Below are 347 nucleotides of genomic sequence, written 5' to 3'. Positions count from 1 at the left end.
GATCCACAGGTCATCCGCTAACTTTTCAACGGTAGTCGGTTCGGTCCTCCAGTTAGTGTTACCCAACCTTCAACCTGCCCATGGATAGATCGCCCGGTTTCGGGTCTATTCCCAGCGACTAGACGCCCTATTAAGACTCGCTTTCGCTACGCCTCCCCTATTCGGTTAAGCTCGCCACTGAAAATAAGTCGCTGACCCATTATACAAAAGGTACGCAGTCACCCAACAAAGTGGGCTCCCACTGCTTGTACGCATACGGTTTCAGGATCTATTTCACTCCCCTCTCCGGGGTTCTTTTCGCCTTTCCCTCACGGTACTAGTTCACTATCGGTCAGTCAGTAGTATTT

General features: G+C 50.7%; 1 rRNA gene. It reads right to left on the bottom strand.

The annotated features are described in order from the left end of the window. Positions 1-347 (bottom strand): 23S ribosomal RNA (locus QN399_RS26250); the annotation flags it as partial.

The organism is Pseudomonas sp. 10C3, from assembly GCF_036346185.1.
Taxonomy (GTDB): Bacteria; Pseudomonadota; Gammaproteobacteria; order Pseudomonadales; family Pseudomonadaceae; genus Aquipseudomonas.
Note: the sequence above shows the minus strand (reverse complement) of the source record. Positions and strands in the feature narration are given on the sequence as shown.